The organism is Amycolatopsis sp. NPDC051128 (assembly GCF_040682715.1).
In the GTDB taxonomy this organism is placed as follows: domain Bacteria; phylum Actinomycetota; class Actinomycetes; order Mycobacteriales; family Pseudonocardiaceae; genus Amycolatopsis.
Map to the genome: position 1 here is coordinate 71,531 of NZ_JBFBBN010000008.1, position 24,787 is coordinate 96,317.

Here is a 24,787-nt window from a genome sequence, read left to right on the forward strand (position 1 = left end):
CGACAAGTACCGAAGGGAAACCCATGCGCGCGTTCCACCGGCGGCCCGGCTCCGACGACGGTTCCACGACGGTCGAGTACGCCATCGTCACCGTCGCCGTCGCGGCCTTCGCCGCTGTCCTCTACACCCTGCTGACCGGAGACTCGGTCGTCTCGTGGCTGACGAGCCTGGTCATGAAGGCCCTGACGGTGCCGTCGTGAGACGCGGTGACGAAGGCTCGGTGACCGTCGAGGCGGCGCTCGGCCTGGCCGGGCTGACAGTGGTGACGGTGCTGCTGGTCGCCGGCCTGACGGTGCTGACCGGCCAGCTGCGCTGCACGGACGCGGCCCGCGAGGCAGCGCGTCTGGCGGCGAGAGGCCAGCCACAGGAGGCTGCGACGGCGGTCGACGCGATCGCCCCACCGGGCGCGAACCTCGCCATCGACCAGGCGGGCGACGCGATAACGGTGAAGGTGACGGCCCACCCGGCCGGCGGTCTGCTCCCGGCCATCGAGCTGGCCGCAACCGCCTACGCGGTGGCCGAGCCAGGCACGGAGGCCACCAGTGCGGGCTGAATCACGACGGCCGACGAAGCCACCAGCACCCGATCGGCACGGCCCCCACCGGAGCGACGGTGATCCGGTCACCGCTTGGCTCCACCGCATCGCGCGGCACCATGAGAGCAGCCCCGACAGCGGAGTGGCCACCATCTGGACAGCGATCGCCGTGGCCGCAGTGACCGGCGTGGCCGTCCTCGGCTTCTGGGTCGCCGCCGCGGTGATCGCCCGGCACCGGGTGGAGGCCGCGGCCGACCTCGGTGCTCTTGCCGCGGCCTCGCATGTCGTGGAAGGTCCCGCCCGGGCGTGCGAACGTGCCAGGTGGGTCGCCGAGCGGATGGGTGTCACCCTCCTGACCTGCCGATGGCAGCGGCTCGACGCCCTGGTCGAAGTCCGGGCGCCGAGTCCCGGGCTCGCCGGGTTGCCCGGCCCGTCCGCCAGGGCTCGCGCGGGACCCGCAGGTCGCCCGCCGTGACCGCCCGCCTCCGGCCGTAGCCCGCGTGGTTCGGACAACTGGCACACCCCGGTGGCCATCGACCTGCTGCTCCTGTCCGCTCATCGGACGCCGACCGGTCGGTATGCGGCGATGACCGGCTGATCCGCGGAACCGGAGGATGAGCGGCCGATGGTCACGGGCAGCGGTCGTCGGTGCACGGCGAGCGGTCGAATCGGCTGCCCACCTGGGCCGAACAGGGGTTCTTCACCCGGTCGTGCACCGGGTCGGTGGGGTGCCGGTCCTGGCGTTTCGCTCGACGAGCGGTTCGTCGCCGGTCACCGCTCACCGTCGATCCGCGCCACCGGGTTCGGTCGGGCCGTACGAACTACCGGGCGTTCATCGCCCCGTAACCACCGGTTGTCGCGCGGGGGTTCCGGGCGATGTGCAACTTGCCGTTAAGTGAGATGTGCGACACCACGACCGGGTTTAACGGGTCGCGGAGAACCGGAACTTGAAGGCAGGCAGGAAGACAATGTTGGACGCGAATTGGCCGGACAGCTGGCGGGGCGCCTTCCGCATCGAACTGCGGGCGGAGGCGATCGGTCTCGCCTGGCGTGGCTGGCCGGTGCTCCCCGGAGTCGACCCCGCTCCGCTCACCGACGGCGAAGACCTCACCTGGCGCCGTCCGATCCCCGCCAGTGAAGCCTGGCGCGAGCAGATCGGCACCCACGCCCACGAGGTCGCCACCTGGTTCTCCAGCCGCACCCACAGCCTGCTCGTCGCCACCGGCACCGTCCTCGACGCCCTCGAGGTCGACGACGAACTCGGCAAGCGCGCCTGCCGGCTGCTGCGCGCCCTCGGTCACCCCGCGCCCATCGTCGCGATGCCGAACGGCCGCTGGCTCTTCCTCACCACCGTCGCCGACCACGTGCCGGCCGAGCTGGCCGCCCGCCCGTCGATCCAGTGGCACGGCAAGGACAGCTACATCCCCTTGCCGCCGTCGCCGTTCCAGCACGGTGTCGTGCACTGGCGCGTCAAGCCCGAGGTGTGCGGCTGGCAGCTGCCGGACGCCGCCGAGGTGCACGACGTCCTCGTCCGCGCCCTGGCCGGCCAGCACTCCCCGCAGCTGGTCCAGACCACTGCGGCCTGAACCACCCGAACCACCGCCACCGGCCGGTCCCAGCCCGGCCGGGGCGGAGCAGGACACAACTCCATGAACCACCAGTGGCCGGCCTAGGCCCCGTGTTGACGCAACGCCCCGAGCACGGTTCCCAGGACGGCCACCGCACCCGCCTTGTCCAGCGGTTCGTTACCGTTCCCGCACTTCGGTGACTGAACGCAGGACGGGCACCCCGTCGGGCACTCGCAGGAGACGATCGCCTCCCGCGTTGCGACCAGCCACGGGACAATCGCGGCATAACCGCGTTCGGCGAATCCCGCACCCCCGGGATGGCCGTCATGCACGAACACCGTCGCCTCCCCGGTGTCTTCGTGCCACGCGGTACTCACCCCGCCGATGTCCCATCGGTCGCACGTAGCGAACAGCGGTAGCAGGCCGATCGCCGCGTGCTCGGCGGCATGCAGGGCACCGGGGACCCGTGCCGGAACCAATCCGGCACCCCCCGGTGTCCTGCCACCACCCTCGCGAGCGGGCCCCCGACCGCTCGCCTGGGTTTCCTCCCCGGTTTCCAGCGGCCCCGCAGATTCGGTCCCCACCCGATGGCCCCCGGTCCCCGCCTTGCCATCGGCCGAACCGCTGGAGCCGCTCGAACCGGCACGCGCCCCCGGCGCGCCGTCGGTCCCGAGGAGCTGCGACGAGATCGTGTACCAGACGGCCCGCGTGCGCAGGCTCTGCTCCGGCAGGTCGAGCGGCGTGTGGTCCAGCACCTCCCCGGACGGACGGCGTCGCAGGTAGCCGACCACCTGCGACGTCACGGCGACCTCGCCGAGGCAGACGCTCACCCCGCCGAAGTCCTGTTTCTCCTGGGTGCTCAGCACCGAGATGTCCACGATCTCGCGCGGTGTCGTCGTCCAGTCCGGGTTCTCCGCGTGGACCAGCGCCAGCCCGGTTTCCAGGTCCAGCTCGTCGACGACGTACGACGACCCCTGGTGCAGGTACACCGCGCCGGGGTGCACGGCGAAGCAGGCCGAGCCCGGGTCGACCGTCCCGAGCATCCGGCCGGAGTCCGACTCGACCACGGCGATCTGCTCCCCGCCGGTCCCGCGGATCCCGACCTCGGCGTGCGGCCGGTCCCGGGACGTCCAGTACCAGCCGCTCGACCGCCGCCGCAGCAGCTTCTGTTCAGCAAGCTCGGTCAGCACCTCCTGGGCCGCCGAGCCGCCGAACATTTCCAGTTCGGGGACAGTCAGCGGCAGCTCGGCCACGGCGCACGCGAGCTGCGGCGCCAGCACGTAGGGGTTCGCGGGATCGAGCACCGCCGTTTCCACCGGCCGGTCGAGCAGCGCCGACGGGTGGTGCACCAGGTAGGTGTCGAGCGGGTCGTCCCGCGCGACGAACACCACGAGCGCCGAGTCGCCGGAGCGGCCCGCCCGCCCCGCCTGCTGCCAGAACGACGCGAGCGTGCCCGGGTAGCCGGCGAGGACCACCGCGTCCAGGCCCGCGATGTCGACGCCGAGCTCGAGCGCGTTGGTCGTCGCGACGCCCAGCAGCCGTCCGGAGAGCAGCGCCGCCTCGAGTGCTCGCCGCTCTTCGGGAAGATAACCGGACCTATACGCCGCAACAGTTTCTGTCAGCGCCGGGTCCACTTCGGACAGTATGCGACGCGCACCCAGCGCGGCCAGCTCCGCGCCCCGCCGCGACCGGATGAAGGCCAGTGACCGCGCGCCTTCGACGACGAGGTCGGCGAGGATCCGCGACGTCTCCGCGCCGGCCGAACGCCGGACCGGCGCGCCGTTCTCCCCAGTCAGCTCCTCCAGCAGCGGCGGCTCCCACAACGCCACCGTCCGGGCGCCGCGCGGCGACGCGTCCTCCGTCACCGCGAGACACGAGACGCCGGTAAGTCGCGAAGCGAACGAAGCCGGCGAAGCCGTTGTCGCCGAAGCGAGCACGAACACCGGCGAAGCGCCGTAGTGCTCGGCCACCCGCCGGAGCCGGCGGAGCAGCAGGGCGACGTGCGAGCCGAAGACCCCGCGATAGCTGTGGCACTCGTCGACCACCACGTAGCTGAGCCGCCGGAAGAACGACGCCCACCGCCCGTGCGCCGAGAGGATGCCGCGGTGCAGCATGTCCGGATTGGTGAACACCCAGTTCGCGTGCGCGCGCACCCAGTCGCGCTCCACCATCGGCGTGTCCCCGTCGAACGACGCCGCCCGCACACCCGGTACGTCCAAAGAGGACACGGACCGTAGCTGGTCGGCACCCAGCGCCTTGGTCGGCGACAGATACAGCGCGTTCGCCTTCTCGCCCGCGGCCAGCCGTGAGAGCACCGGCAGCTGGTAGGCCAGCGACTTGCCCGACGCCGTGCCGGTCGAGATCACGACATGGCGGCCCTCGTACGCGTGCGAAGCCGCCTCGGCCTGGTGGGCCCAAGGAGACGTGACCCCGCAGTCACGCAGCGCACCGATCACCGCCGGATCGGCCCAAGCCGGCCACGGTGCGTAGCGCGCGGCCCGGCCCGGCAGGTCGGCGACGTGCGTGATCGGATCTTCGCGCGACGGGATGCCGGCGGTCACCCGCCCCAGCAGCCGCCGCCCACGTGAGTCGTCCACCCGCCGAGCTTGGCACAGGGGTCCGACAGTTCTCGCACCTCAACCGCCCCAACGGATCGGCGAGAGAGGGATCGATCAAGTGAGGAGCCTCACAAGGTAACGGAATGTACCGTCCCTGGGACGGCGTGAAGACCCTGGTTGCGATACCAATACACTCCCGCAATCCACACTCTCTGTGGTGAGCGTCATGTGAGACGTGCATTGCTGCCCGGCTAGCGTGTCGCTCGGTACAGGGTCCATGCCAGCGTCGGCCGTGTCGAACCCTCGGCCTGCCGTCGACGCCGGCGCACGCGACGTCTCCTGGAGGACGAATGTCACGGCAGTTCCTCGCGGAGGGCGGAACCATCACGCTCTCCGGAGGTGGCTACACGATTGTCGGTGTAGTCGCCGTGGTCGCGCTTGCCGCACTCGTCATCGGCTACGTCTTGCTCAAGGAGGTGCTGGCCGCAGGCCAGGGCACCGCCAAGATGCAGGACATCGCCAAGGCGGTGCAGGAAGGCGCGGCCGCTTACCTCAAGCGTCAGCGGAACACGCTCGCCATTTTCGGCGTGATCGTGTTCCTGCTGCTCTTCGCGCTCCCCGCCGACGACTGGAACGAGAAGATCGGCCGTTCGATCTTCTTCCTGGTCGGCGCGGCGTTCTCGTTCGCGATCGGCTACCTCGGCATGTGGCTGGCCACGCAGGCCAACCTGCGTGTCGCGGCCGCGTCGCGGGAGGAGGGCGGCCGCGAGACGGCGATGCGCGTGGCCTTCCGCACCGGTGGCGTGGTCGGCATGATCACCGTCGGCCTCGGCCTCTTCGGCGCCGCGGTCGTCGTGCTGGTGTACACCGGCCAGGCTCCGAAGGTCCTTGAGGGCTTCGGTTTCGGCGCCGCGCTGATCGCCATGTTCATGCGTGTCGGCGGCGGCATCTTCACCAAGGCCGCGGACGTCGGCGCGGACCTGGTCGGCAAGGTCGAGCAGGGCATCCCGGAGGACGACCCGCGCAACGCCGCGACCATCGCGGACAACGTCGGTGACAACGTGGGCGACTGCGCCGGCATGGCCGCGGACCTCTTCGAGTCCTACGCCGTCATGCTCGTCGCCGCGCTGATCCTGGGCAGCACCGCCTTCGGCGTGCACGGCCTGATCTTCCCGCTGATCGTGCCGGCCATCGGCGTGATCACCGCCGTGATCGGTGTCTACATCACGAAGGCGCGCGTCGGCGAGGGCGGTCTCGTCACGATCAACCGCTCCTTCTACATCTCCGCTGTCATCTCCGCCGTGCTGTCGGCGATCGCGGCGTTCGTGTACCTGCCGAGCAGCTTCTCCGACTTCGGCTCCGACTTCGCCGGCACCGCGGGCAACCCGGCGGTCATCGCGACCGTCTCGGTGATCATCGGCATCGTGCTCGCCGCGGTCATCCTGAAGCTGACCGGTTACTACACCGGCACCGAGTACAAGCCGGTGAAGGACGTCGCGCAGACCTCGGAGACCGGCGGCGCGACCGTCATCCTCTCCGGCATCTCGGTCGGCTTCGAGTCCGCGGTGTACACCGCGTTGGTGATCGGCGCGGCCGTGTTCGGCGCCTACCTGCTGGGCGGCGGCGTCGCGCTGTTCGCCGTGGCGCTGGCCGGCACCGGCCTGCTGACCACCGTCGGCGTGATCGTCGCGATGGACACCTTCGGCCCGGTTTCGGACAACGCGCAGGGCATCGCCGAGATGTCGGGCGACGTCGACGAGAAGGCCGCGCAGATCCTCACCGAGCTCGACGCGGTCGGCAACACCACCAAGGCCATCACCAAGGGCATCGCGATCGCCACGGCGGTGCTCGCGGCGACGGCGCTGTTCGGCTCCTACTCCGACGCGATCACCAAGGCGATCGGCACCGGCGGCGAGTTCGTCGCCAACATCGTCGGTCCGGCGACCCTGGTCGGCGTGATCGTCGGCGCGGCCGTGGTGTTCATGTTCTCCGGTCTCGCGGTCAACGCCGTGTCCCGTGCCGCCGGCGCGGTGGTCTACGAGGTTCGTCGCCAGTTCCGCGACATCCCGGGGATCATGGAGGGCACCACCCGTCCCGAGTACGGCAAGGTCGTCGACATCGTCACGCGCGACTCGCTGCGTGAGCTGACGACGCCGGGTCTGCTGGCGGTCTTCGCCCCGATCGCGGTCGGGTTCGGCCTTGGCACGAGCGCGCTCGCCGGATACCTCGCCGGCGCGATCGCCTGCGGCACCCTGATGGCGATCTTCCTCGCCAACTCCGGTGGCGCGTGGGACAACGCGAAGAAGCTGGTCGAGGACGGCAACCACGGCGGCAAGGGCTCGGCCGCGCACGAGGCCACCATCATCGGTGACACCGTGGGTGACCCGTTCAAGGACACCGCCGGTCCGGCGATCAACCCGCTGATCAAGGTGATGAACCTGGTCTCCGTGCTGATCGCGCCCGCCATCGTGCAGTTCTCGATCGGCCCGGGCGAGAACGCTGCCGTGCGCATCATCATTTCGCTGGTCGCGGTCGCCATCATCGTGGCGGCGATCGTGGTGTCGAAGCGACGAGGGACCGTCCTCACCGACACCCCGGCCGAGATCAAAGCCTGAGTCCGGCTCCAGGCGACCCCGGGCCCGGTACGCGACGACGCGTGCCGGGCCCGCGGCCTGCCCGGGTCCGGTCAGGCAATCCCAGGAAGGCTTGGCGAGTTGCGAAGCGGCACCGAGTCGGTACCGTCGGTCGTCCGGGACGTCGTCGTCGAGCAGGAGGTGTTCAGGTGCGGCCGCGGTCAACCGTCTTCGCCGCCCTAACCACGACGATCACGATCGGCCTCGTCGGCTGCGGGCAGCAAGCCACCACGCCGGCGCGGGACCAGGGTCTGTCGGTGACGACCGTGGTTCCTCAGGCCGATCCCGCGGCGAGATGGGCGGACGCCTACTGCGTCGCGGTGACGCACTTCGTGCGTGCGCTGGCATCGCTTCCGGCCGTCGATCCGAGCACGCCGCAGCAGGCGTCCCGGACGGCGGGCAATCTGCTGTCGTCGGTGGTCGGCGGGCTCGACCAGAGCCTGGCCGGGCTGCACGCGCTCGGTGCGCCGCCGGTTCCGTCGGCGGACAGCGGCCGCAAGGATGTCATCGGGCAGTTCGCCGAGATCCGCGCGCAGGCGGAGAAGACGCGTGAGCGCATCGACGCCGTCCGCGGCGACGCGGCGGCGACGAAGGCGGCGCTGGGCCAAGCCAGTGCCACGCTCGACCGCATCGACGCGCTCGACTACCTCAAAGGCCTCGAGGACGTCCCCGCTCTGGAGGCGGCGGAGCGGCGCGCTCCGAGCTGTCGCCAGCTGGACCAGCCGCCACGCTGAAGATCCTGGCCGGTCTGACCAGAATAAGCTTCACTCGCCACGAATCGAACTTGTGTTCTAGTATGGCGCGGTGGATCGGACGATCTCGCTGTTCTCCGCCGAGGCCAGTGGGCCCGGCCTGGGCGACCTGGCCGGGCTGTTGTGCTGCCACGGCCAGATCACCGGCTTCGGGCGCACCGCCGCGCGGCTGTCGGTGGTCGTCGAGGAACCGTGGCGGGCGCACGTCCTGGCGCGCGAGTTCCGCTGTCGCGGCGCGGACGGCCAGGTCTCGAAGGCCGACTGCGGCCGTCCGCAGGTACGCACGTCCTTCCGGGTCGACCTGCTCCCGCTGGCGCTGCGATGGCTGCGTGAGGGCCGCGCGGGCCCGGTGGAGGACGACTCGGGCAAGGCGGTGCCGGACGGTTTCCGGCTGAGCGGCGCGATGCTGCGGATGTGGGCGCTGGCCGCCGGCCGCCCCGGCACCCAGGGGTACCTGCTGGGCGTCGACCCGCTGGCGCCCGGCATGCACGAACGGCTGGTCGGCGCGCTGACGCCGTTGGGTGTCGCGGCGAGGCTGACCGGCCCGAAGGCCGAGGTCCCGGCCGTCAAGGTCACCGGGAAACGCCGGATGGAGGCGTTGCTGGAACTCATCGGGGAGCCTCCGCCGGGCGCGGAGGCGGCGTGGCCCGGCGCGGTGCCGGAGCCGGTCCCGCACCCGGAGGCCGCGACGAGCACGGCCTGACCGGGTGCGGGAGCCGCGTCAGGGCCGCGGCAGGGTGCAGCCGGCCTGGGTGAGCGCGATTTCGTTGGCGACGGTGAGGCAGGCCGGGATCCCGTAGGTCTCCTGGCCGTAGTTGATGCCCTCGCGGACGGTGACGTTGCCGGCCTGGTCGACCTCGCACGGGTTGTTGTCCGTGCAGCGTCCGCCGTCCTCGTTGCCGGTGTTGTTCACGCCGACGACCTTGCCGCCGGAGATGATCGGCGAGCCGGAGGTGCCGCCGATGGTCTTGCAGGCGGAGGTGTAGCGGATCGAGTCCTTCCAGGTCCAGCTGCCCTCCTTCAGCCGGTAGACGAACCCGTCGACACTGCAGGAGTAGATGCGCTTCCAGTAGCCGGAAACGACGTCGATCGCCGCGCCGGCGGCCGGGTGGGCGTTGGACAGCTCGAGCGGCGAGATCCCGTAGCTCGACTTGATCTGCGCGTAGGTGGTGGTGAGCTGGTAGAGCGACACGTCGGTGTCGGTCATCGTGCCGTAGACGATCTTCTTGGCCCGCAGCGTCGCCCTGTTGCTCCCGCTGGCCGTGAGCAGCGTGAACGTCCGGCTGGATGACCGGTTGGTGATCACCTGCCCGGGGGCGGGGAAGCCGGTTTCGAGGCAGTGGCCGTTGGACATGACGAGCGCGGGTGCCGTGTCGGGCGTCGCGGCCGGCTTGACCACCGAACCCGAGCAGTTGGACAGGGCCACCGTGCCGGCGAAGTTCGCCGTGGCCGCACTCGCTGGAGTGACCCCCATTAATACTGTGGCGGTCACGGCGGTGAGCAGGGCGCCGAGCAGGCGTCGGGTCATGGTGGTTCCTTTCGGCTGGGCGGGGGAACCAGTGAAGCGGTGCCGCCCGTGTGCCCACCACCGTCGAACGGAGGGTATCCGGATGGTCACGCGCTAGGCTGCGCGGGACGTGTCCGAAATCACGTGGACGGTACGTTGAGGAAACATCGCCGAGGTCAGCGGCGATGCGGTGGGCACAGGCTCAGCGGCGTGTTGGGCCACCTCCGCGCCGTCCGGGCCGGGAGTGCGTGCACACTGGCAGGTCGAGACGCGGGCCCGGACCCTCAGGGGATCGAGACGTGGTGCAGTCCCGCGGCGGCGGGACGAGATGAGCGGAGAGCAGGACAGCGTGGCAGGAGCACGGACCAACAAGAACGGAGCCGGGGCGGACAGTGGCGCCGGGCACCGGCGGCTGGTGATCGTCGAGTCGCCGACGAAGGCCCGCAAGATCGCCCCCTACCTGGGCCGCGGTTACGTCGTCGAGTCCTCCGTCGGCCACATCCGCGACCTGCCGCGTGGTGCCGCCGACGTGCCCGCCCAGTACAAGGGTGAGGCCTGGGCGCGGCTGGGTGTCGACGTCGACAACGGCTTCAAGGCGCTCTACGTGGTCACCCCGGACAAGAAGTCCAAGGTCACCGAGCTCAAGAGCCTGCTGAAGGACGTCGACGAGCTCTACCTCGCCACGGACCCCGACCGCGAGGGCGAAGCCATCGCGTGGCACCTGCTCGAGACGCTGAAGCCGAAGGTCCCGGTCCGCCGGATGGTCTTCCACGAGGTCACCGAGCAGGCCATCCTCGCGGCCGCCAACTCGACCCGTGAGCTGGACGCCGACCTGGTCGACGCCCAGGAGACCCGCCGCATCCTCGACCGCCTCTACGGCTACGAGGTCTCGCCGGTGCTGTGGAAGAAGGTCATGCCGAAGCTCTCGGCGGGCCGCGTGCAGTCGGTGGCGACCCGGATCGTGGTCGAGCGGGAGCGCGAGCGGATGCGCTTCACCTCGGCGTCGTACTGGGACATCTCGGCGACCATGGACGCCGGCGAAGAGGCTTCGCCCCGGAGTTTCCCGGCGCGGCTCGTCGCCGTCGACGGCGCGCGCCTGGCCACCGGCCGCGACTTCGGCCCGGACGGGCAGCTCAAGGCGTCGAACAACGAGATCCGCGTGCTGGCCGAGACCGACGCGCGGCGCCTGGCCGAAGCGCTGAAGCAGCGTGACTTCAAGGTCGCCAGCGTCGAGGAGAAGCCGTACACGCGGAAGCCGTACGCGCCGTTCATGACGTCGACGCTGCAGCAGGAGGCGGGCCGCAAGATGCGGTTCACCTCGGAGCGCACGATGCGGATCGCGCAGAAGCTGTACGAGAACGGTTACATCACCTATATGCGTACCGACTCCACGACGCTGTCGGAGTCGGCGATCTCGGCCGCGCGCAGCCAGGCCACGCAGCTGTACGGCAAGGAGTACGTCTCGCCGTCGCCGCGCCAGTACACGCGCAAGGTGAAGAACGCGCAGGAGGCGCACGAGGCGATCCGGCCGTCGGGCGAGGTCTTCCGCACGCCGGGCCAGGTCGCGAGCGAGCTGGACACCGACGAGTACCGGCTCTACGAGATGATCTGGCAGCGCACGATCGCGTCGCAGATGGCGGACGCCAAGGGCACCACGATGTCCGTGCGCATCGTCGGCAACGCGACTTCGGGCGAGGAGTGCACCTTCGCCGCTTCGGGCCGCACGATCACCTTCGCGGGCTTCCTGAAGGCGTACGTCGAGGCGGTCGACACCGAGACCGGTGGCGAGGCCGACGACAAGCAGAGCCGCCTCCCGGTGCTCGAGAAGGACCAGGACCTCACCGCGACCGAGCTGAACCCGGACGGCCACACCACCTCGCCGCCGGCGCGTTACTCGGAGCCGAGCCTGGTCAGCAAGCTGGAAGAGCTGGGCATCGGCCGTCCGTCGACGTACGCGTCGATCATCAAGACCATCCAGGACCGCGGCTACGTGTGGAAGAAGGGGTCCGCGCTGGTCCCCTCCTGGGTCGCGTTCGCCGTGATCGGCCTGATGGAACGGCACTTCGAGCGGCTCGTCGACTACGACTTCACCGCCGGCATGGAGGACGAACTCGACCGCATCGCCAACGGCGACGAGCAGCGCGGGCAGTGGCTGTCGAAGTTCTACTTCGGCGGCGACATGGGCGTCGACGGCTCGATCGGCCGGCTGGGCGGGCTGAAGAAGCTCGTCGAAGGCAGTGTCGAGGACATCGACGCGCGGGAGATCAACTCGATCCCGCTGTTCAGTGACGAGAACGGGCACACCGTCGTGGTCCGGGTCGGCCGCTACGGCCCGTACCTGGAGCGCGAGGTCGACGGGGTCTCGCAGCGCGCGAACCTGCCCGAGGAACTGCCGCCGGACGAGCTCACCCAGGAGATCGCGGAGAAGCTGTTCGCGACTCCGCAGGAGGGCCGCACGCTGGGCACCGACCCGGTGAGCGGCCACGAGATCGTCGCGAAGGAAGGCCGGTTCGGGCCGTACGTGACCGAGGTGCTGCCGGAGCCGGAAGCGCTGCCGGAGGACGCGACGGCCGCGCAGAAGAAGGCCGCGAAAGCGAAGCAGCCGAAGCCGCGTACGGGCTCGCTGTTCAAGTCGATGGACATCGAGACCATCACGCTCGACGACGCGCTGAAGCTGCTCTCGCTGCCGCGCGTGGTCGGCAAGGACCCGGAGTCCGGCGACGAGATCACGGCCCAGAACGGGCGGTACGGGCCGTACCTGAAGAAGGGCACGGACTCGCGTTCGCTGGCGACCGAGGACCAGCTCTTCTCGATCACCGTCGAGGAAGCGCTGAAGATCTACGCGGAGCCGAAGCAGCGCGGCCGGTCCGCGACGGCGAAGCCGCCGCTCAAGGAGCTCGGCGAGGACCCGGTGTCGAAGAAGCCGATGGTGGTCAAGGACGGCCGGTTCGGCCCGTACGTGACCGATGGCGAGTACAACGCGACGCTGCGGAAGGGCGACGAGATCGACTCGCTGACCGTCGAACGGGCGTCCGAGCTGCTCGCGGAGAAGCGGGCGAAGGGTCCGGCGCCGAAGCGGAAGGCGCCCGCGCGCAAGCCGGCCAGCACCACCGCGAAGACGGTCAAGGCGGGCACGAGCAAGACCGCGAAGGCGGCGACCGCGAAGTCCACCGGGACGAAGACGGCGACGAAGCGCTCTACCGCGACGAAGGCGAAGTAGCACTTACGTCGGTGAAGGCCTCCCTACCGGCTCTTTTGGCCGGGAAGGAGGCCTTTACGGCGTCTGGCGACACTTTCGGGTGACACCTCGAACGGATGTTCGGGAAATTGTCGGTGGTTCCGGGTTTCATGAACGCGTGACCACAACACCACGCACCGTGCACACGGTGACCTCGAAGATCCTCAAGCCCGTCCGAGCGGTGGCCGCGGCGGCGTCCTCGGCCACCGACCTGTTCGACTCGTTGCCCGGCTTCGCCGGCAGTGGCGGCCTCTGCGGTGTGGCCGTCGCGATGTTCGACGCGCCGTGGTCGTCGGCCTTCTTCGACGACCGCAAGACGTTCGGCGTCGCCTGGGAGGGCGCGCATCTGTCCGGGCCGTCGTCCGGTTCGGTCGCGGAACTCCTCAGCCTCGCGTTCACGCACCTGCCTGTCCGCCCGCCGGTGGCGGGTGAGGGGCTGTACCTCGACGCCGACGAGCGCGGGGTGCTCGAACCCGGGCAGGAGTGCCTCGTGCTCGACCTGATGGAGGAACTGCGGCGGCCCCGGCTCGGCACGGTCCTGGTCGACTTCGTCCGCGACCGCGACGACGGACCGCGCCGGCCCTGGGAGATGCTGGCGTTCGTCGACGACGACCGCGGCCGTCACCTCGCGGTGCTCGGGAGACGGCAGGGCGGCCACCGCCGGTTCTGGTGGCTGCCCGGAAGCGTGGCTCGGCTCGCCGATTTCGTCGAAGGACGGGTGCCGGAGCATGCCTGAACCGCTCGCCGACCGCTTGCCGAACGATGTCACCCACTCGAACACATGTGCGAGAAAATGTCGGTGCCAGGGTGTTCAATCTAGGGGTGAACAACTCAGTCGCCGTCTTCGACGTCATCGACGAGGTCATCGCTCCGCTGTCGGCCGAGGTGCCGGAGCGGCCCTCGGTGATGGAGTTCTACGACCCCGAGTTCGAGATCCCGCCGGTGCTGGCGGACACCGAGCCGTTGCCGGGTCGTCGTCCTTCGCCGCCGGAAGGCCGGCCTCGGTGCCTCGCCGACGAGGTCGAGCAGTACACCCGGTTCGTCGCCGGGATGGCCGCGATCGGCCTCGCACCGGGTGGCGAGGTCACGGCCGAGGCCGTCGGGCTGTACCGGGCGCTGCGCGGTGGCTTCATCCGCGGCGTGGTGACCGGGGTCTTCCCGGCCCGGAACGAGCCGTGGGAGGTCCGGTTCTTCGGCGACGAGGACTACACCACGGTGCTGCAGAAGCTGGGCAGCCGCGCGCGGCTTCGGTCGGGCTTCCTCAGCGAGCTGCCGGGCTGGGTGTTCGACGGGCTCCCGGACCGGCCGCCCGGCCCGGGGCCGCACCTGCGCATCGAGACCGACGAGGGTGGGCTGATCCCGCGCCGGTGCGAGCGGGCGGTCGAGCAGATCCGGGCGTGCGCGGCGCGGCCCCGGCTGGGCACGGTGCTGGTCGACCTCGCGGTGCGCAACGCGATCCTGGCCGAATATCCGCACGGCGCGTTCGGGCTGGTGGACAACGACCTCGGCCGGTACCAGTTCAGCGCCGCGGTCGGCCGGAACGGGCGCTGGACGGTCACGTGGGGTCCGGCCTCGCGGAGCACGGCCGAGCAGTGGATCGTCGAGGCGGTGCAGAGCCATGCGTGAGTACGACGGGCGCCGGCCGGTGGCCTCAATGGCCGCGGGGCCGCCGCCGGGCCGGCAGCCGGAGGTGGCGCCGGCGCCGATAGGTCTCACGGTGGGTCAAGCCATTCTCGAGGCGGCCGAGCAGAACAGCGGTGTGCCGGCCCAGCGGGTCGCGGATGGCGGCTCGTCCGCACCCGGGCGGTCCGGACCGCCCGGGAGGTGGCAGGCGCGAGTCGCTGAGCCGGTCTGCCGCGATGACCACGGACGTCCGGTGGTCGAGCGAACCGGGCCGGCGGCCGAGGCGGTGAGGAGCCGTGCCTGAGCGGACCGCGGCTCGTGAGCTGCTGGAGCTGGCGGCCTGGCCGGTGCTGGCGGCGATGCCGGACCGCGAGCCGGTGGACCGGCTGTACAACCCGGATGTCAGCGACCACGACATCCTGGTGCACGGCCCGGTCTCGGACGATCCGGCGGACCTGGTCGCCGAGGTCGAGCGGCACACGGCGTGGGCCGCCTGGATCGACGGCACGCCGTTCGGCGAGGACGGCGAGCTCAACGAGGTCGGCTTCGAGGTGGTGTCGCTGATGCTGCGCGGGTCGGTCCGCGCGGCGCTGTGCGGCGTGTTCGACGAAGGGCCGGAGATCGCGGACATCCGGTGCTACGCCGACGGCGAGCGGGCGTTCATGATGGGCTCGCTGCCCGGTCGCACGGCGATCCACCTCGCCGACTTCGAGGAGCTGCCGGAGATGCTGGTGGCGGAGCTGCCGGAGGCCCCGTTCGGCAGCTCGCCCCGGGCGATCTGGGTGTCGGTGGACGAAGACGGTCTGGTCCACGACGGCCAGGACGACGACGTGGGCGCGATGCGGGAGCTCCTGGCCCGCCCCCGCTCGGGCACGGCGGTGCTGGACATGCTCGCGTTCGGCGGCCTGTGCGCGGAGTTTCCCGACCACGGCTTCGTCCTGGTCGACACGGATCTGGGTCGCTTCGCGCTGGCGGCCTTGGACCGTGGTGACGGCCGGCGCCAGCTGGTGATGAGCCCCTTCAGCCGGGGCATGCTCCGTGACTGGTGCCGGAAGATGGTCGATCTCGGCCAGGAGGAGGTGCCCTGACGCACTGTGAATCGAAGCCGCCGGCGAAGGCGGTGGGCGCTCGGTGTGGGAGCCGCCGCACCCCGCCGCCCGGCGGCGCGGCCTAGCCCATTCGGGGGTCGCCGCGCCCGGCGAAACTGGTCACGTCGACACCCTGGGTGCGTCCAGTCCGCGCGGGCGCTCAGCGCCGATGTGAGCGGATTCACTACAATCCGTCACCATTGGCGGTCGACCGGCCCCACAGCGGACTGGACACTGCAGGGGTCCGGGCACAGTCTTGCGCTGCGTGACGGATCATCCAATGGAGACAGAGCCATTGAGCGGATGCGTTATCCGCCATCGTCGCTACCCTGGAAAGGCGAGGACATTCAGTAGTGAGGTGGTCACCATGAGCGCGAACGGTGAGGCTCCCTTCTTCGATGCCCCCGAGCTCACTCAGCGCGACGGCACATTGTCCGAAGTGCCCGGCGAGACATTCGCTGATCCGGTCTCCGGACTGGTCACCGCGGCTCCCGAGCCACACACCGCGGCCACGAACGGCCATGAGTCCGCCGCCATCCAGGTGGCCGGGCCGGTGCCGCACGACGCAGAAGCCGTGCGCCGGATGGTCGAGGAGACGCTCCGCGAGGAGAGCGAAGCCGGGGCCAGGACTCCGGAGGCGATCCCACCGGCGGGCACCTTGAGCACGGTCGGCGAGCAAGTGGCGCCGCCGCTCGGGATGCTGCCGCGCCAGCGGAACCGGCAGCGCACGTGGCCGACCCGGCCGCCGCAGCTGCTGCGGTCCGTCCGGCAGGAGCCGCTCGCCGAGGAAGACTTCGACGACGACCTCGAGGTGGTGCCCGTCAAGCGGCGGAGGCTGCCGAGGCTGCCGTCGGTGTCGATGCCGGCGTTCAACCGGCCGTCGTCGAGCGCGGCGGGCGTGATGCTCGCCGTGGTCTTGCTGATCGTGTTCGGTTTCGTCGCCATCGAGATGGTGTCCAACCTGGTCAGCAGCGTGACCGGACTGTTCAACTAACGTCTGTTCGCTGCTCATCACCTGTCCCGCACCACGGGGGCGTGCCGCGCGCCAGGGGCCGATCGGGCTACCCTGACTTCACGGTCGGGTCCCTCGCGAGGGCGTCCGGCACCGCGGTGATGAGTGGGGTGGGCGTATCAGCGAGGGCGTGCGATCGGTACCCGGGGCCGATCCGGGTGCGTCGTCGGGCGCCGAGGCGTCCACGATCAACCGGGTCCGGCGGGTGCTGGCGATCAAACCTTTCCGGCGGCTCTGGGGCGTCACGTACCTGTGCAGCGTGGCCGACTGGCTGAACATCCTGGCCCTCACCGGCCTGGCCACGAAGCTCACGGACAACTACTTCGCGCAGAACTTCGCCTTCGTCGGCGTCGTCCTGACCGGCCTGGCCCCGGGGCTGCTGTTCGCCCCGATCGGCGGGCTGCTCGCGGACCGGTTCGACCGCCGCAAGGTCATGGTCGTCTCCGACCTGCTGCGCTGCGGTTTCTTGCTGTCCATCGCCTTCGTCAGCGCGCCGTGGTGGTTGCTCGTCGGCAACTTCCTCGTCGGCAGCGCGGCGAGCATGTGGATCCCCTCGAAAGAGGCCGCGGTTCCGAACCTGCTCCGCCGGCCCGACCAGGTCGAGACGGCCAACCAGCTCGGCATGGTGATGACCTACGGTCTCGCCGTCGTCACCGCGGCCGGCGCGAACGCGATCCTCACCGGTATCAACACGAACTTCCTCCACGTTCCCGGCGAAGACACCAGCCTCCGCATCGCGAAGCTGGTCGTCATCATCACCGCCCTGCTCTACCTGGCCAGCGCGATCCTCATCGCCACCCGGATTCCCGAGCTTTCGCTGCGCAACGTCCACGCGCTGCCGGAGCAAAAGGTCAAGCAGGCCGACGAGGAAAAGCTCGGCATCGGCACGATGATCGCCGACGGCTTCCGCTTCATCCGCACCACACCGCTCGTGCGCGGGCTGCTGGTCGGGGCGTTCGGCGCGTTCGCCGCCGGCGGCGCCGTGATCGGCTCGGCGAAGCCGTACTCCTCCAGCCTCGGGGCCGGTGACTCGGCGTTCAGCCTCCTCGTGCTGGCCGTCTTCGTCGGCCTCGCCACCGGCATGGTCTTCGCGCCCAAGCTGGCCCGCCGGCTCCCGCACGACCGGCTGTTCGGCCTCTCGATCGTCGCGGCCGCGATCTCCCTCGGCTTCGTGGCCCTGTCCCCGCACCTGACCATCTCGCTGATCGCCGTGGTGCTGGTCGGCGTCTGCGCCGGCACCGCGTTCCTCACCGGCGTGACGATCATCGGCTCGCGCGTCGAGGACGCCATCCGCGGCCGGATCAACGCGATCTACCAGCTGATGATGAAGCTGGTGCTGTTCGGCACCACGGTCACCGTGCCGCTGTTCGTCGGCGCCGTGCACCGGCACACGATCACCGTCTGGGGCAACCCGCTCACCATCGACGGCACGCGCCCGGTGATGCTCGGCGGAGCCGCGATCGCGCTGGTGGCCGGGCTTTTCGCCTACCGGCAGATGGACGACAAGCGCACCGAGCCGATCCTCGCCGACCTGCGCAACGCGCTGCGTCGTACGCCGCGGCGAGTCAACGGCTTCCTCATCGCCGTCGAGGGCACCACCGCGATCAACACCGCGATTCAGGCCGTCAACCTCGCCGACTGGATGCGCGGCGGCACCCGGCCGGTCGTCGTCGCCGCCGATCCGGCGCTCGACGACCAGCGGCTCACCGCCCTCGTCTCCGGCGCCTCGCTCACCGGGGCGCGGGCCCAGGCGCTGGCCGCCGCCGCGGTGCGGGCCGACATCGTGGAGCGGCACGTCCAGCCGGCGCTGGACGCCGGTTCGGTGGTCGTGATGGAGCGGTTCGTCGACTCGCCGCTGGCGCACCTGTCCGCCGTCGCCGGGCTCGACAGCGACGAGCTCGAAGGCCTCGCCGACTGGGCGACCGGCCGTCTGCGCCCGGACCTGACCATCCTGCTCGACGCCGCCCCCAACGGCGCGCCGCGGGACAAGTCGACCGCGATGAACGACCAGTGGCGCGTCCAGCACCTGCTCACCGAGATGGCCGCGGCCAATCCGGAGAGGTACGTCGTGATCGACGCCGACGGCACGGACGTCGAGGTCGCCGAGCGCATCCGCACCGCGCTGCGCGCCGTGTTCGTCGGACGGCTCGCCGCGCTGGCGCCGACGACGGAGAAGCCGGTGACGCTCCCGCTGGAAACACTGCCCGTCGAGACCCCGGAAGAGCCTCGCGTGGAGGCGAAGTGACGACGACCGAACGCATCGGCGTCTGGAACCAGCTGGTCGGCCAGGAATCCGCGGTCGAAACGTTGAGCGCGGCCGCGTCGGCCGCCGCGAAGATCGTCGCCGGCGAGCCCGCGCCGCCCGGTGCGATGACGCACGCCTGGCTGCTCACCGGCCCGCCCGGGTCCGGCCGCTCGGTGGCCGCGCGGACGTTCGCCGCGGCCCTGCAGTGCAGCACCGGCACCGGCTGCGACGCCTGCCCCGGCTGCCACACGACGATGACGGGCACCCACGCCGACGTCCGGCTCGTGGTGCCGGAAGGCCTGTCCATCTCGGTCGCCGAGATGCGCGCGCTGGTGCAGGCCGCCGCGCGCCGCCCGACCACCGGCAAGTGGCAGGTCGTGATCATCGAGGACGCCGACCGGCTCACCGAGGGCGCGTCGAACGCCTTGCTGAAGGCCGTCGAGGAGCCGCCGGACCGCACGGTGTTCCTGCTCTGCGCGCCCTCCGACCACCCCGAGGACGTCTCGGTGACGATCCGTTCGCGCTGCCGCCTGGTGACGCTGCGGACGCCGCCGCCGGAGGCGATCGCCGACGTGCTGGCGCGCCGGGACGGCGTCGATCCGGAGCGGGCGCAGTGGGCGGCTTCCGTGTGCGGCGGCCACGTCGGCCGCGCGCGCCGGCTCGCGACCGACGAGGCCGCGCGGCAACGGCGGGCCACCGTGCTGCGGATCCCGCTCGGCCTCCGCCGGGCCGGCGACGTCTTCACCTGCGCCGACCAGCTGATCAGCGCGGCCGAAGCCGACGCGGGCGAAGCGAGCAAGGGCCGCGACGAGAACGAGCGCAACGAGCTGCGGACCGCGATGGGTGGCGACGGCATCGGCAAGGGCGTCGCCGGCGCCAAGCGGGCCGCCGAAGCCGCCGTCAAGCAGCTCGAGAAGAAGCAGAAGTCCCGCGCCACCCGGACCACGCGTGACACGCTCGACCTGGCGCTGGTCGACCTCGCCGGGTTCTACCGCGACGTCCTCGTGACGGCGACCCGCTCCGGCGCGACGCTCAACCACCCGGACCACGCCGACCAGATCGCCGAAGCGGCTTCGGCGTGGACGCTGGAGTCGACGCTTCGCCGTCTCGAAGCGGTGCTGGAGTGCCGCGAGGCGATCGACCTGAACGTGAAGCCGCGCATCGCCGTCGAGGCGATGGTCACCACGCTTCGCCAAGGCTGAACCCGAAGAAACCCGTCAGGAGCGAGACTCCTGACGGGTTCCTTCACCTCCCCCGGGGCGACTGCTTCACTCGCGCGGACGCGGTGACGGCTTGAACGGCTTCTCCTCGATGGCGATGGCCAGCGGGCGCCGCCGCCCGCCCGGTATCGCGGCCACCATGACCACGCCGAGCAGCAGCATCGCGGTACCCGTCCAGAACAGCGGCACGGTGTCGTACGCGCCGCCGGTGTAGGCGAGGTTCTTCACCGGCCCCTTCGGCGCCTGGCCGCCCGCGGGCGGCGTCGACGCGGTCCCGCAGACCACGCCGCCGGTCGGCGCGTAGGCCCGGGCGACCTGCTCGCCGAGCGACAGCTGGGCCAGCGACGACGGCAGGTTCTTCGCCTGGTCGTCCGGCAGCAGGCTCTTGAGCTTGGTCGTCGGCAGCAGCTGCAGGTCGAACATCCGCGCCGACGCGCCCAGCTGGTAGCCCTTGAACGGCGTGGTCATCTGCGCGGACTTCTGGTCGAGCCCGGCGATGCTCAGCCGCAGCACGCCGAGGTCGAGCACGGTGCCCGCGGTGGTGCCGACCTGCTGGACCGGACCTTCGAGCGGGGCCAGCAGACCGCCGACCACGGGCAAGTCCTTCAGCTTGCCGAACTGGTCGCTCAGCGGTTTCAGCGGCAGCCCGATCGGGATGTCCTTGGTCGGGTGCGCGGCGTCCAGCGTGTACAGCACCTTGCCGCCGGCCTCGATGGTCAGCACCGGCGCGGTGTATTCGACCTTGGACGTCTTGGCGTCGCCGGTGGACGTGACCTTCAAAGTCGGCTGGCTGGCCACCTTGACGCTCAGCGCCAGCGGCGTGCCCTTGAGGATCTCGATGTTCGCGGCCTGCAGCGTCGACGTCGACTGCACGGCCTTGTTCTTCGAGCCGGGAAGGTCGACGAGCTTCACCTGCGACCGCGACGACAGCGTGTTGGGCAGGCTCAGCAGCGAGCCGGTGCCGTCGGCCGCGGTCTGCCCGCCGCCCTGCAGCAGGCCGCCGAGGCTCTGCAGGCCTTTGGTGAGGTCGAACCCGCTCGCCAGCGAGCTGGGATCGAGCTTCGGCTTCAACGCGTCCAAACCCAGGTTCGGCATCGACGGCACGACGTTCAGCAGCGACAGACTGGCCACCGACGTGCTGGCATCGGCGATGGTGTCGACGCACGGGCCGAGCGCCGGGCTCCACCGCGCGTGCGCGCTCCCGTTGAGCAGCCCGATGTTGAGCAGCGGGTTCGACGGAGCGTTGAGCCCACCGCTGATCGGCTGCGGATTGTCCGGCAACGCGGTCTGCACGACACTGCCCGGCGTCTGGGGCGCGTTCCCGCCCACCGACAGCCCGAACGGCGACGCCTGCGCGATCGCCTTCTCGTAGCTCAGGAAGGCGTCGGAGTTCGCCGAGGCGCTCGACAGGCCCATCCCGGCCTCGAGCGCCGACTGCTTCGGCAGCGTCTGCCCGAACCCCGGCAGGATCGTGCTCGTCGGCACGGCGTTGGGCAGCAACCGGATGATGCCGAGCGCGGTCCCCGCATCCCCGACGGCCTGCCCGAGCGGCTGCGGCCCGATCGGCGCCGAGATCGGCGCCTGCCCAGGATTCGCCGGCTGCGGGATCGGCGTCGTCGGATAGACCGGGTCGGCCTGCGCGGGCGCGGCGCCGAACAGGAGCAACGCCGCGGCCGCCGGCAGGGCCACCGAACGGGGCAGTCTTCGCCGCATGTGCCAGAGCCTCCAGAGAGATCGACCGAGGAGTGGGACCGACGTCATAGGGCCCTAACGACGGTCCCCCCGGAAAGTGACGCGGACAGCCTCCGCTACACTTGTCTCCGTCAACGGCGCGAGCCGGAGACATGCCGCCTTAGCTCAGTCGGCCAGAGCGATTCACTCGTAATGAATAGGTCAGGGGTTCGATTCCCCTAGGCGGCTCCCAGGTCAGGCCCCATCCGAGACACTTCGGATGGGGCCTGACTCGTCTGGTGGGTGCCTAAGTGGGTGACTAAGACGCCTGTGCCCGACCAGCGGTCAAATGCCGCGCGAAGCTCGGCCAACGACGCGCGGCCTTCCGTCTCGTTCATACGGGCGGTCGCCTTGACCGTGCTGGCCGTGCGGTGATGCTCGCGCGGCAGGCGGTGACTTCGGGGCATGACCCGGCGTCTGCTCTTGCGGAGTTGGCTGCCGCCGTTGAAGGGCTGTCCGACGAGAAGTCGGTGTCTCCGTTGTCGACGCGCCGGATGTCGCTGATGCGCCCAGTCCAGAGGAATCCGTCACGAAAGATGTCACGGAAGTTGTCTCGCCTGGGTCCGGCTCGCGCTCCCGGGGCCGGACCCGGCCGACACTGGTCGAAGAGTTTCGCAACGGGAGCTACCGCACGGCGTGAGGGTTCCCTCGCCGCAGCCGCCCGCGATCGGCGCGATGGCCTCCCGTCAGCGGGAGGTGCTCATCAGCCGGCTGACCAACGCGCGGCGGTTGCGGACGCCGGTCTTGTCGAAGACCGCCTTGAGGTGGTCCTGGACGGTGTACTGCGAAATGTACAGTGCTTCGGAGATCGCTCGCGTCGAGAGCCCACGAAGCACCTGAGTGGCTATCTCTGCTTCGCGCGCTGTCAGCCCATACGCGGCGAGGACGAGCGGAGCGTCGGCCTCGACCGGCTCGAGGACGACGGCTATCTGGTCAGTCCCGCGTAGCGGTCAGTCCCGCGTAGCCGCGAAGCGTGCACCGCGAGCCAGGCGCCGGTACGCGTGCGTACGCGGACACTCGGCAGCACACCGGCCGCGCTCGACCTCAGCGCCGAGGCGACCCCCCGCAGCGGCACCGGGACCGTCTCGACCCCGCCGAGCTGGTCGAGGAACTGCTCGGCCTGCGGCGTCGCGGCAAGCAGCGTCAGATCTTCGGCCAGGAGGACGACGCCGGGCCCGCTCGGCGCCGGTGCCGTCGCGGCCGTCAGGAGGACGGACTGGCGCAGCGCGTGGGCGAGGTGCGGGCCGATCTTCGCGACGAGCTCGGCCTCGTCCTCGGTGAAGCCGAGCCGGTGGTCTTCGCGGTGCAGGCAGAGGTAACCCCAGCAGTCGCCGCCGACGACGAGCGCGGCCCGCAACTCGTCACCGAGGCCGAGCGGCCGCATGATCTCGCGATAGCGCGGGCTGGCCGACCGTTCGAGGTGGGTGGCGTGGTCCAGGGACCCGACGTGCGGGGATGCCATGGCCAGCGCGGCGAAGTGGTTGACGTCAGTGCCGCCGAACTCGTTGTCCAGGAACTGCTGGGACACCGCGGCCAGCGGCTCGTCGACGGCAACCCCGCTGAAGAGGAGCGTCCGCGGGTCGGCGGTGGCGACGAAGGCGGTGTCGACCGGCATCACGCGGTTCAACGACCGAAGCACCCGCGTGCGCACGGCATCGAGGTCGAGCCCGGCCTGACAGAGCCGCTCGACCTCCTGTTCCACCCCCTGCATGCGTTCTCGCCTGCGCATATCACCCAGTGTCACCCCGGACCGGCGCAAAAGGGAATCCCACGTTGCTGGGATGGGCGCCGACCGCGGTCCACCGCACGCTGAGCCGCATGGATACCAAGCAGATCGTCACCGACTTCATCCAGGACCTGTTCACGAAGGGCGACCTCACGGCCGTCGACCGCTACCTCGACCCCGGGTTCGTCAACCACGACGCCCCGTTCCCCGGCGCTCCGGAAGGCCCGGAGGGGATGCGGGTCGCGGCCGCGATGTTCCGCGAGGCGCTGCCGGACTGGCATTCCGACCTGATCCGGCTGGTCGCGGAGGGCGACATCGTCGTCGAGCACTTCGTCGCGAGCGGCACGCACCGGGGTGAGCTGATGGGCGTGCCCGGCACCGGGACCACGGTCACGCTCGACGGGATCAACATCTTCCGGGTGCGCGACGGCCAGATCACCGAGCGCTGGGGCAGGCTGGACGACCTGTCACTGCTGCGCCAGCTCGGCATCGTCCGCGACTGACCGGGCCCGCTGCGTCAGCCGACAGGCCCGAGGTGTGCGACGTGCCCGACAATTTCTGGTGATCGTCATGGACCGGATCGTGGCCCGAACTCGGGTGCGACGGAGCGCTCCGAGCAATCTCGGTCCCCGCGAATACCTGCAAAGAACCTGGTAGACAACCTTATCGGTCCAGTACTGAGTTCTCGTAATGAATAGGTCGGGGGGTTCGATTCCCCCAGGCGGCTCCACCACCTGACCAGGGACTTTCCGAACTTCGGAGAGTCCCTGGCTGCTTTCTGTATAGCCGACCCGGGTGAAGCTCACCAGCGGGTCACTCAGGGTGAAGGTCTACGCCGGCCGTCGCTTAAGAACCCCGTAGGGCCCTCGCGGCAAGGTAAGGGGGCCCTTGCGCGCGAGAGCCGCTACGGTGGTCGACGACGCTGGCCTCTGGAGCCGCGAAGCAGTTCGAGTAACCGGATCGCATGCCTGCGACCTGGCTCGTCTGCTCTCAAGGACCAGACGATCACGATCAACTGCGTCACGTACCGGACAACCAGTGCCGCCCCCGCAATCCCGCTGATCTGAACAATTTCACTGGTCATCGACGTGATTTCCTCGCTCTCGGGGCCTGCCCTGTTCATCTAGCGGGCCGAGGCCGCGTGCGGCCCGAGCCCGGTAGACCCCTAGCTCAGGGAATCCGCGAGAGCTGAAGTTGTTCAGTGTGGAGTTGTAGGTACGACAAGCATGTCCCTGCCAGGGCAAGAGGCGCAAGCGACCATGGCGGGCACGCCGGTGGCCGCGCAGCTCGTCGACCGCCTTGGCGACGTCGTCCCCGGATGACTTCCCCCAGGTGCGCCGTTGTCGTAACC

At 70.4% G+C, this 24,787-nt stretch carries 20 protein-coding genes and 1 tRNA gene; 16 read left to right on the plus strand and 5 right to left on the minus strand.

Annotated features, from left to right (window positions below; genetic code table 11):
- Positions 1 to 23 precede the first annotated feature (23 nt).
- The 4 genes from AB0M82_RS11575 (at position 24) to AB0M82_RS11590 (ending at position 2,121) form a co-directional block, all read left to right on the plus strand.
- Positions 24 to 200, plus strand: coding sequence for a DUF4244 domain-containing protein (locus AB0M82_RS11575; RefSeq protein WP_364720132.1), 177 nt, complete (start codon positions 24 to 26; stop codon positions 198 to 200).
- Positions 201 to 220: 20 nt separating this feature from the next.
- Positions 221 to 553 carry a TadE family type IV pilus minor pilin gene (locus tag AB0M82_RS11580; RefSeq protein ID WP_364720443.1) on the plus strand — a complete coding sequence of 111 codons (333 nt, stop codon included), beginning with the start codon at positions 221 to 223 and terminating at the stop codon, positions 551 to 553.
- Positions 554 to 677: 124 nt separating this feature from the next.
- Positions 678 to 1,010, plus strand: a complete 333-nt coding sequence (locus AB0M82_RS11585) for an Rv3654c family TadE-like protein (RefSeq protein ID WP_364720134.1) — start codon at positions 678 to 680, stop codon at positions 1,008 to 1,010.
- 493 nt (positions 1,011 to 1,503) lie between these two features.
- Positions 1,504 to 2,121 (plus strand): bifunctional DNA primase/polymerase, encoded by a 618-nt coding sequence (locus AB0M82_RS11590; protein ID WP_364720136.1) that lies wholly within the window; start codon positions 1,504 to 1,506, stop codon positions 2,119 to 2,121.
- 83 nt (positions 2,122 to 2,204) lie between these two features.
- On the opposite strand, the gene AB0M82_RS11595 is transcribed toward AB0M82_RS11590, so the two are convergent.
- Positions 2,205 to 4,664 carry a DEAD/DEAH box helicase gene (locus AB0M82_RS11595; protein WP_364720445.1) on the minus strand — a complete coding sequence of 820 codons (2,460 nt, stop codon included), beginning with the start codon at positions 4,662 to 4,664 and terminating at the stop codon, positions 2,205 to 2,207.
- Between the two features lie 347 nt (positions 4,665 to 5,011).
- Between AB0M82_RS11595 and AB0M82_RS11600 the strand changes: the two genes are divergently transcribed.
- The 3 genes from AB0M82_RS11600 (at position 5,012) to AB0M82_RS11610 (ending at position 8,749) form a co-directional block, all read left to right on the plus strand.
- Positions 5,012 to 7,276 (plus strand): sodium-translocating pyrophosphatase, encoded by a 2,265-nt coding sequence (locus AB0M82_RS11600; RefSeq protein WP_364720138.1) that lies wholly within the window; start codon positions 5,012 to 5,014, stop codon positions 7,274 to 7,276.
- 167 nt (positions 7,277 to 7,443) lie between these two features.
- Positions 7,444 to 8,028 carry a hypothetical protein gene (locus tag AB0M82_RS11605; protein ID WP_364720140.1) on the plus strand — a complete coding sequence of 195 codons (585 nt, stop codon included), beginning with the start codon at positions 7,444 to 7,446 and terminating at the stop codon, positions 8,026 to 8,028.
- A 70-nt stretch (positions 8,029 to 8,098) separates the two neighbouring features.
- A complete protein-coding gene (locus AB0M82_RS11610; RefSeq protein WP_364720142.1) occupies positions 8,099 to 8,749 on the plus strand; it encodes a hypothetical protein in 651 nt (216 codons plus the stop codon).
- Positions 8,750 to 8,767: 18 nt separating this feature from the next.
- Here the strand turns inward: AB0M82_RS11610 and AB0M82_RS11615 are convergent, their stop codons facing one another.
- Positions 8,768 to 9,574, minus strand: a complete 807-nt coding sequence (locus AB0M82_RS11615; protein ID WP_364720144.1) for a serine protease — start codon at positions 9,572 to 9,574, stop codon at positions 8,768 to 8,770.
- 307 nt (positions 9,575 to 9,881) lie between these two features.
- On the opposite strand from AB0M82_RS11615, the gene topA reads away from it, so the two are divergent.
- The 7 genes from topA to AB0M82_RS11650 all read left to right on the plus strand — a co-directional run bounded on the left by topA (position 9,882) and on the right by AB0M82_RS11650 (position 19,961).
- The gene (topA, locus tag AB0M82_RS11620) at positions 9,882 to 12,773 is read left to right on the plus strand and encodes a type I DNA topoisomerase (RefSeq protein WP_364720145.1); all 2,892 of its coding nucleotides are present in this window, start codon (positions 9,882 to 9,884) and stop codon (positions 12,771 to 12,773) included.
- Positions 12,774 to 12,909: 136 nt separating this feature from the next.
- Positions 12,910 to 13,527 carry a hypothetical protein gene (locus tag AB0M82_RS11625; RefSeq protein WP_364720147.1) on the plus strand — a complete coding sequence of 206 codons (618 nt, stop codon included), beginning with the start codon at positions 12,910 to 12,912 and terminating at the stop codon, positions 13,525 to 13,527.
- An 86-nt stretch (positions 13,528 to 13,613) separates the two neighbouring features.
- Positions 13,614 to 14,417, plus strand: coding sequence for an ESX secretion-associated protein EspG (locus AB0M82_RS11630; RefSeq protein ID WP_364720150.1), 804 nt, complete (start codon positions 13,614 to 13,616; stop codon positions 14,415 to 14,417).
- A gap of 293 nt (positions 14,418 to 14,710) precedes the next feature.
- On the plus strand, positions 14,711 to 15,502 hold the full coding sequence (locus tag AB0M82_RS11635) for a hypothetical protein (RefSeq protein ID WP_364720153.1): 792 nt from the start codon (positions 14,711 to 14,713) through the stop codon (positions 15,500 to 15,502).
- A gap of 367 nt (positions 15,503 to 15,869) precedes the next feature.
- Positions 15,870 to 16,496 (plus strand): hypothetical protein, encoded by a 627-nt coding sequence (locus AB0M82_RS11640; RefSeq protein ID WP_364720156.1) that lies wholly within the window; start codon positions 15,870 to 15,872, stop codon positions 16,494 to 16,496.
- A gap of 148 nt (positions 16,497 to 16,644) precedes the next feature.
- On the plus strand, positions 16,645 to 18,759 hold the full coding sequence (locus AB0M82_RS11645) for a dTMP kinase (protein WP_364720159.1): 2,115 nt from the start codon (positions 16,645 to 16,647) through the stop codon (positions 18,757 to 18,759).
- Positions 18,756 to 19,961: a DNA polymerase III subunit delta' gene (locus AB0M82_RS11650; protein WP_364720161.1), complete on the plus strand. Its 1,206-nt coding sequence runs from the start codon at positions 18,756 to 18,758 to the stop codon at positions 19,959 to 19,961. Before AB0M82_RS11645 ends, AB0M82_RS11650 begins: the two co-directional genes overlap by 4 nt.
- 66 nt (positions 19,962 to 20,027) lie before the next feature.
- Here the strand turns inward: AB0M82_RS11650 and AB0M82_RS11655 are convergent, their stop codons facing one another.
- Positions 20,028 to 21,692 (minus strand): hypothetical protein, encoded by a 1,665-nt coding sequence (locus tag AB0M82_RS11655; protein WP_364720164.1) that lies wholly within the window; start codon positions 21,690 to 21,692, stop codon positions 20,028 to 20,030.
- Positions 21,693 to 21,825: 133 nt separating this feature from the next.
- Here AB0M82_RS11655 and AB0M82_RS11660 point away from each other — a divergent pair.
- Positions 21,826 to 21,899: transfer RNA gene (locus AB0M82_RS11660), tRNA-Thr, on the plus strand.
- A gap of 497 nt (positions 21,900 to 22,396) precedes the next feature.
- Here AB0M82_RS11660 and AB0M82_RS11665 read toward each other — a convergent pair.
- Both AB0M82_RS11665 and AB0M82_RS11670 read right to left on the minus strand, forming a co-directional pair.
- Positions 22,397 to 22,546 (minus strand): LuxR C-terminal-related transcriptional regulator, encoded by a 150-nt coding sequence (locus tag AB0M82_RS11665; RefSeq protein WP_364720167.1) that lies wholly within the window; start codon positions 22,544 to 22,546, stop codon positions 22,397 to 22,399.
- An 89-nt stretch (positions 22,547 to 22,635) separates the two neighbouring features.
- On the minus strand, positions 22,636 to 23,421 hold the full coding sequence (locus AB0M82_RS11670; protein ID WP_364720170.1) for a GAF domain-containing protein: 786 nt from the start codon (positions 23,419 to 23,421) through the stop codon (positions 22,636 to 22,638).
- A 107-nt stretch (positions 23,422 to 23,528) separates the two neighbouring features.
- Between AB0M82_RS11670 and AB0M82_RS11675 the strand changes: the two genes are divergently transcribed.
- Positions 23,529 to 23,939: an ester cyclase gene (locus tag AB0M82_RS11675; protein ID WP_364720173.1), complete on the plus strand. Its 411-nt coding sequence runs from the start codon at positions 23,529 to 23,531 to the stop codon at positions 23,937 to 23,939.
- The last annotated feature ends 848 nt before the right edge of the window (positions 23,940 to 24,787 follow it).